Source organism: Streptomyces alboflavus (assembly GCF_000716675.1).
Lineage (GTDB): Bacteria > Actinomycetota > Actinomycetes > Streptomycetales > Streptomycetaceae > Streptomyces > Streptomyces alboflavus.
In genome coordinates this window covers 23687-30338 of record NZ_JNXT01000081.1, presented here as the reverse complement: position 1 = coordinate 30338, position 6652 = coordinate 23687, and the positions used below count along the sequence as shown (strand labels likewise).

Below are 6652 nucleotides of genomic sequence, written 5' to 3'. Positions count from 1 at the left end.
CCCCCGGCCCGCACGGGAACGCCACCCCGCGCCGCACGGCCCCCGGCCCCCACCCCGGGGCCGACAGCAACGGGTGGGCGGGTGGGAAGGCCGCCGCGCAGCGGCGGCACAGCATCCGCGGCCGAGCCGAGGAGACACCCACGCCCCGGCCGAGGGAAACGGGAACCAACGACCCACCCGAGCCCCGATCAAGGCGCCCACGCCAGAAGTAAGCTGGTTCCATTGACTCGACCCGAGCACACCCGTGCGGACGGGTCGAGCACGTCGGGCAAGTCGTGAAGGGGCGGTTACGGGTGAGTGCGTCGGGCACGGCCGCGGGCGACGGGGCCTCCCCTGTTGGAGCGCGCCCGCGAGCTTGGGGAAACGTCGAGCACATGCTGCGCCAGGTGGCGCCGGGCCGCTACGACGCGTACGAGGCGCTGCTCGGAGCCCTCGCCGACGACCAGGTGTGGATGCTGCTCTGGCACGGCCAGTCGGGTTCCCCCGACGCGCAGTACGGCAACATGGAAGTCGAAGGGCTCGGCTACGCCCCCTGCGTGACCTCCGCCCAGGAACTCTCCGCCAGCGGCTGGAACCGCGGCTACGAGGTGCTCACCGGCCTGGACGCGGCCCGCGCCCTGTACCCCGACCACTACGGCCTCTGGCTGAATCCGCACGCCCCGGGCGGCGGCGTCGGCATCCCCTGGCTGGACCTGCGCCGCATCGCCAGTGGCCTCGACCTACAGCCCGCGGGGCCCCTGCGCCTGACCGAACCGGCCATCGAACTCCCGCAGTTCTACGCCCTGTTGAGCCAGAACGCCCACCGCACCCCGACGGTCCGCTCGCTGCGCCGCGCCTGGGTGCAGCCCGCGCTCGGCGCCCCGTACCTGGCCATCGGCCTCGATGTGTACGACACCTCGCCGGGCGCGGTGGACACGGTCCGCGCGATGATGCAGCAGTCCATCGGCGCCGTCCCCGAGGGCCTGCCGGTCTCCACCGTGGCGATGGCCGACCCGCACGACCCGGTGGCGATGTGGCTGCGCGCCAACGCCCGCCCGTTCTACGACCGCGACGCACAGGCCGCCCCGGCCCCCGCCGCGGGCGGATACGGCTATCCCGCCCCGTACTGAACAAAACGGCACAAACCCCTCCGCACCGATCCGGACAGCGTCCGGATTTAGCCGGTCGGGAGCTTGCTGATCAGCGCCGACGTGCGCGATGTCCCCTAAGGGTGCCCGAGCGACGGTATGGACTCCCATGGCGCCTTGGCCCCGAAGTGCCCTGCGTTCGCCCGGCGTTCAGTCTCGTCCGGATAACGGAACACCTCGATCAGCATCACGGTTGCGCATCCATTCCCCGACAAGTCTGGTAACAGATCACGACCCCGTTGAAGACTCCCGCTCCAAGGGGCCTTCGCCCCTGTGTACGACGGACGATCACGTCGCTACAGCGGCAAGTGCGGGCCGGTCACCGCCGGTTGAGAGGGGTCCCTGCCACGATGACGGCGCCATTGCATGACACACCTGCGGACGCGAAACCCACCGAGGACGTCGCTCCCGCAGCTGGTGCGGGGGTGAAGAAGGTCGAGGGGCGGTCGCTCAAGCAGATCGCCTGGAACCGACTGAAGCGGGACAAGGTGGCCCTGGCCGGCGGAATCACCGTGCTCGTACTGGTCCTGGTCGCGGTCTTCGCGCCCCTGATCGTCGGCCTTCTCGGCCACCCGCCGAACGACTTCCACCAGGACAAGCTGGACCCGCTGACCAACCTGCCCACGGGCTCGTTCGGCGGCGTGAGCAGCGACTTCCTGTTCGGCGTCGAGCCCAACAAGGGCCGCGACGTGTTCAGCCGGATCGTCTACGGCGCGCGGATCTCGCTGCTCGTGGCCTTCCTCGCCGCCGTGGTCGCGGTGGTGCTCGGCACGCTCTTCGGCATCATCGCCGGCTACTTCGGCGGCTGGGTCGACGCGCTGATCAGCCGGGTGATGGACGTGCTGCTGTCCTTCCCGCAGCTGCTCTTCATCATCTCCCTGATCTCGGTGCTCCCCGACGACCTCCTTGGCCTGCAAGGCACGAGCGTGCGCGTCGCGATCCTCGTCCTGGTCATCGGCTTCTTCGGCTGGCCGTACATCGGGCGCATCGTGCGCGGCCAGACGCTCTCGCTCAGGGAGCGCGAGTACGTGGAGGCCGCCAAGAGCCTCGGCGGCGGCCGGCGCCACATCCTGTTCCGCGAACTCCTGCCGAACCTCGTGGCCCCCATCACCGTCTACGCGACGCTGATGATCCCCACGAACATCCTCACGGAGGCCGCCCTCAGCTTCCTGGGCGCGGGTGTCAAGCCGCCGACCGCCTCCTGGGGCGGCATGCTGCGCGACGCTCTCGAAACGTACGAGCACGACCCGATGTTCATGGTCTTCCCGGGCGTGACGATCTTCATCACGGTGCTCGCCTTCAACCTCTTCGGGGACGGTCTGCGCGACGCGCTCGACCCCAAGGGAACCCGCTAGCAGTCCCGACTGACTTGCCCCTGCCGCTGGTCAGGTGGCTCTTTCCATGGTTCTCCGGCAGCGATAAGCCAAGGACCGCAAATCTGGAAGGTTGCGAGAAAATGCCCACACTTCCCCCGAAAAGGCGGCTCGCCGCGGGCGCGGCCCTCGTCGTCGCGGCCCTGGTGACCACCACGGCCTGCGGTGGCGGCGACGGTGACAGCGACGGTGACGGCAAGGGCGCCGGTTACAACGCTGCTCTGAACAAGGTCGCCAACGCGTCCAAGAAGACCGGCGGCACCCTCCGCATGGTCGGCAAGCAGGACCTCGACTCCGCCGACCCGCAGCGCGCCTACTACGGCATGTCCTGGGACTTCATGCGCTTCTACACCCGCCAGCTGGTGTCGTACGACACCAAGCCGGGCAAGGCGGGCACGAAGCTGGTGCCGGACCTGGCCACGTCCACCGCGAAGATCTCGGACGACGGCAAGACCTACACGTACACCCTGCGTGACGGCCTGACCTGGGAGGACGGCTCGAAGCTGACCTCCAAGGACGTCAAGTACGGCATCGAGCGTCTGTGGGCCACCGACACGATCACTGGTGGTCCCGGCTACATCCGTCAGACGCTCGACCCCAAGGGCGATTACAAGGGCCCGTACAAGGACAGCTCCGCGGACGGCCTGAAGGCGATCGAGACGCCCGACGACCAGACCATCATCTTCAAGCTGCCCAAGCGCAACGGTGACTTCGAGCAGTTCCTGGCGATGCCCGCGGGCTCCCCCGTGAAGAAGGCCAAGGACACGAAGGCCAAGTACACGCAGCGGCCGTTCTCCTCGGGACCGTACAAGTTCTCGGAGTACAAGGCCGGCAAGAAGATCGTCCTGGTCCGCAATGACAAGTGGAAGAAGGCCTCGGACCCGATCCGCCCGGCGCTGCCCGACAAGGTCGACGTGACGATCTCCGCCAACCTGGAGGAGAACGACAAGCGCCTGATGGCCGGCGACTACGACGTCGACCTCAACGGCACCGGCATGACCCAGTCCGGCCGCGTCACCGCCGTGCAGAAGCACAAGGACAGCGTCGACAACATGCACACGTCCTTCGTGCGCTATGTCGCCCTGATCCACACGGCGAAGCCGTTCGACAACGTCCACTGCCGCAAGGCCGTCTTCTACGGCACCGACTTCGCGGGTCTGCAGCAGACCCGCGGTGGCGCCCTCGCCGCCGGTGACATCGCCAACAGCACCCTGCCGAAGGCGGTTCCGGGCTACAGCGACTACGACCCGTACGGCGTCGTGGAACGCAAGGGCAAGCCGGACGCCGCCAAGGCCAAGGAGGAGCTGAAGAAGTGCGGTAAGCCCGACGGCTTCAGCGCCAAGATCACAGCCCGCAACAACAACCCGGGTGAGGTCGACACCGCCGAGGCGCTCCAGGCGCAGCTCAAGAAGGTCGGCATCAACGTCTCCGTGGAGCAGCTGGACGGCGCCGACTCCGCCAGCATCACCGGCTCGCCCTCCGTCGTGAGGAAGCGCGGCTACAGCATGCAGATGAGCGGCTGGGGCCCCGACTTCCCGACCGGCCAGGGCTACGCGCAGCCGCTGTTCGACAGCCGCTTCCTCAACGAGAACGGCAACTACAACGAGTCCCAGATCAAGGACCCGAAGATCGACAAGATGTTCGATGACGCGATCGCGGAGACCGACCCGGCCAAGGCCGCGGAGATCTACAAGAAGCTCGACAAGCGCATCCTCGACCAGGCCGACTGGATGCCCTTCCTGTACGAGAAGAACATCACCTGGCGTGGCCCGCGGCTGACCAACGCCTACATGTCCGACGCCTACAACGGCCGGTACGACTACGTCGCCCTCGGCGTCAAGAAGTAGCCTCCGCCACCTCGCCACGGCGGGCGACCCCCGCCGTGGCGCCCCTAGTTGATTGACCGTCACACCGCCGCCGATTCCGCCAGTCCGAAGGGCAGGTGATGGCCCCGGGCGGTGGCCCCGAACCCCTCACCAGGGAGCACGGGACCACCGCCGGGCCGCGCACAGTGCTTGCTTATCTCATCCGGCGCCTGATCGCCGTCATCATCATGGTGCTGGTCGTACTGCTCGCGACCTTCACCGTCTTCTACATGCTGCCCAAGTGGGCTGGACAGGACATCGCCGTCCTCTTCGCCGGAAAGCAGGCCGGAGCCGAGCAGCTCGAAGGCATTCGCGCCAAACTCGGCCTCAACGACCCGCTGATCGTCCAGTTCTGGGACTTCATCAAGGGCATCCCGATGGGCCGGGACTACGTCAACGGCAGTGACGTCACCCATTGCCCGGCACCCTGCTTCGGCTACTCCTTCCGCACCGAGGCCCCCGTCTGGGAGACCCTCAAGGACGCCCTGCCCGTCACCGGCGCGCTCGCCGCCGGTGCCTGTGTGCTGTGGCTCGGCGCCGGTGTCCTCACCGGTGTGGTCTCCGCGCTCAAGCGCGGCACCATCTGGGACCGCGCCGCGATGACCACCGCCCTCGGCGGCGTCTCGCTCCCCGTCTTCTTCACCGGCATGATCGCGATGGGCGTCTTCGTCCACAACCTGGGCTGGGTGAAGATCGCCGACAGCCTCAGTACGGACGACTCCATCGACGTCTGGTTCCAGACGCTGATCCTGCCCTGGGTCGTGCTCGCCTTCCTGAACGCCGCGATGTACGCCCGCCTCACCCGCGCCACCATGCTGGAAGTGCTGGGCGAGGACTACATCCGCACCGCGCGCGCCAAGGGCCTCGGCGAGGTCGTCGTCATCCGCAGACACGCGCTGCGCTCCGCGATGACACCGATCCTCACCGTCTTCGGACTCGACCTCGGCGTGCTCATGGGCGGCGCCGTGCTCACCGAGTCCACCTTCAACCTCCCGGGCCTCGGCCTGGAAGCGGTCAGGGCCATCAGCAGCAAGGACCTGCCCGTGATCCTCGGCGTCACCCTGTGTGCGGCCCTCGCGATCGCCATCGCCAACCTCGTCGTGGACCTTCTGTACGCCGTCATCGACCCGCGAGTGAGGCTGGGATGACCGAACTGTCCAAGAGCGGAGCGGCGCCCGAGGGCGACGCGGAAGCCACCGTGTCGAAGACCGGCACGGCCGTCGGCGAGGTCGTCGCCGGCTCGCCCGCTCCCACCGCCTTCCTCGAGGTGCGCGACCTCAAGGTGCACTTCCCGACCGACGACGGCCTGGTCAAGTCCGTCGACGGCCTCAGCTTCAGCCTGGAGAAGGGCCGCACCCTCGGCATCGTCGGCGAGTCCGGGTCCGGCAAGTCCGTCACCTCGCTCGGCATCCTCGGCCTGCACACCGCCGGGCAGTACGGCCGCCGCAAGGCGCAGCTGTCCGGCGAGATCTGGCTGAACGGCACCGAGCTGCTCAGCTCCCCGGCGGACGAGGTGCGCAAACTCCGCGGCCGCGAGATGGCGATGATCTTCCAGGACCCGCTGTCGGCGCTGCACCCGTACTACTCGATCGGCAAGCAGATCATCGAGGCGTACCGGGTCCACAACGACGTCGACAAGAAGGCGGCCCGCAAGCACGCCATCGACATGCTCGACCGGGTCGGCATCCCGCAGCCCGACAAGCGCGTGGACTCCTACCCGCACGAGTTCTCCGGCGGCATGCGCCAGCGCGCGATGATCGCCATGGCGCTCGTCAACAACCCCGAGCTGCTCATCGCCGACGAGCCGACCACCGCCCTGGACGTGACCGTCCAGGCGCAGATCCTGGACCTGATCCGGGACCTGCAGAAGGAGTTCGGCTCCGCGGTCATCATGATCACCCACGACCTCGGCGTGGTGGCGGAGATGGCCGACGAACTGCTCGTGATGTACGGCGGCCGCTGCGTCGAGCGCGGCTCCGCGCAGCAGGTCTTCTACGAGCCCCAGCACCCCTACACCTGGGGTCTGCTCGGCTCGATGCCGCGCATCGACCGCGAGGAGACCGAGCGCCTCGTCCCGGTCAAGGGCTCCCCGCCCAGCCTCATCAACCTGCCGAGCGGCTGCGCCTTCAACCCGCGCTGCCCGTACGCGGACGTGCCCAAGGACCAGATCACGCGCAGTGAGCGCCCCGAGCTGAGCTTGGTCGGCTCCGGGCACTACTCGGCCTGCCACATGTCGCGCGAGGAGCGCACCAAGATCTGGACCGAAGAGATTGCGCCGAAGCTGTGA

At 68.2% G+C, this 6652-nt stretch carries 5 protein-coding genes; all 5 read left to right on the top strand.

From position 1 onward, the window contains the following. The first annotated feature begins 293 nt into the window (after positions 1 to 293). Positions 294 to 1109 carry an enhanced serine sensitivity protein SseB C-terminal domain-containing protein gene (locus OO63_RS37530; RefSeq protein ID WP_380831887.1) on the top strand — a complete coding sequence of 272 codons (816 nt, stop codon included), beginning with the start codon at positions 294 to 296 and terminating at the stop codon, positions 1107 to 1109. A gap of 368 nt (positions 1110 to 1477) precedes the next feature. Continuing rightward, complete coding sequence (locus OO63_RS37525; RefSeq protein WP_030358938.1) at positions 1478 to 2482, top strand: ABC transporter permease; 1005 nt, start codon at positions 1478 to 1480, stop codon at positions 2480 to 2482. Between the two features lie 101 nt (positions 2483 to 2583). Further along, a complete protein-coding gene (locus OO63_RS37520) occupies positions 2584 to 4347 on the top strand; it encodes an ABC transporter substrate-binding protein (RefSeq protein WP_030358939.1) in 1764 nt (587 codons plus the stop codon). 164 nt (positions 4348 to 4511) lie between these two features. Further along, complete coding sequence (locus OO63_RS37515; RefSeq protein ID WP_030358940.1) at positions 4512 to 5513, top strand: ABC transporter permease; 1002 nt, start codon at positions 4512 to 4514, stop codon at positions 5511 to 5513. Further along, on the top strand, positions 5510 to 6652 hold the full coding sequence (locus OO63_RS37510) for an ABC transporter ATP-binding protein (protein ID WP_030358941.1): 1143 nt from the start codon (positions 5510 to 5512) through the stop codon (positions 6650 to 6652). The genes OO63_RS37515 and OO63_RS37510 overlap by 4 nt, the downstream gene beginning before the upstream one ends.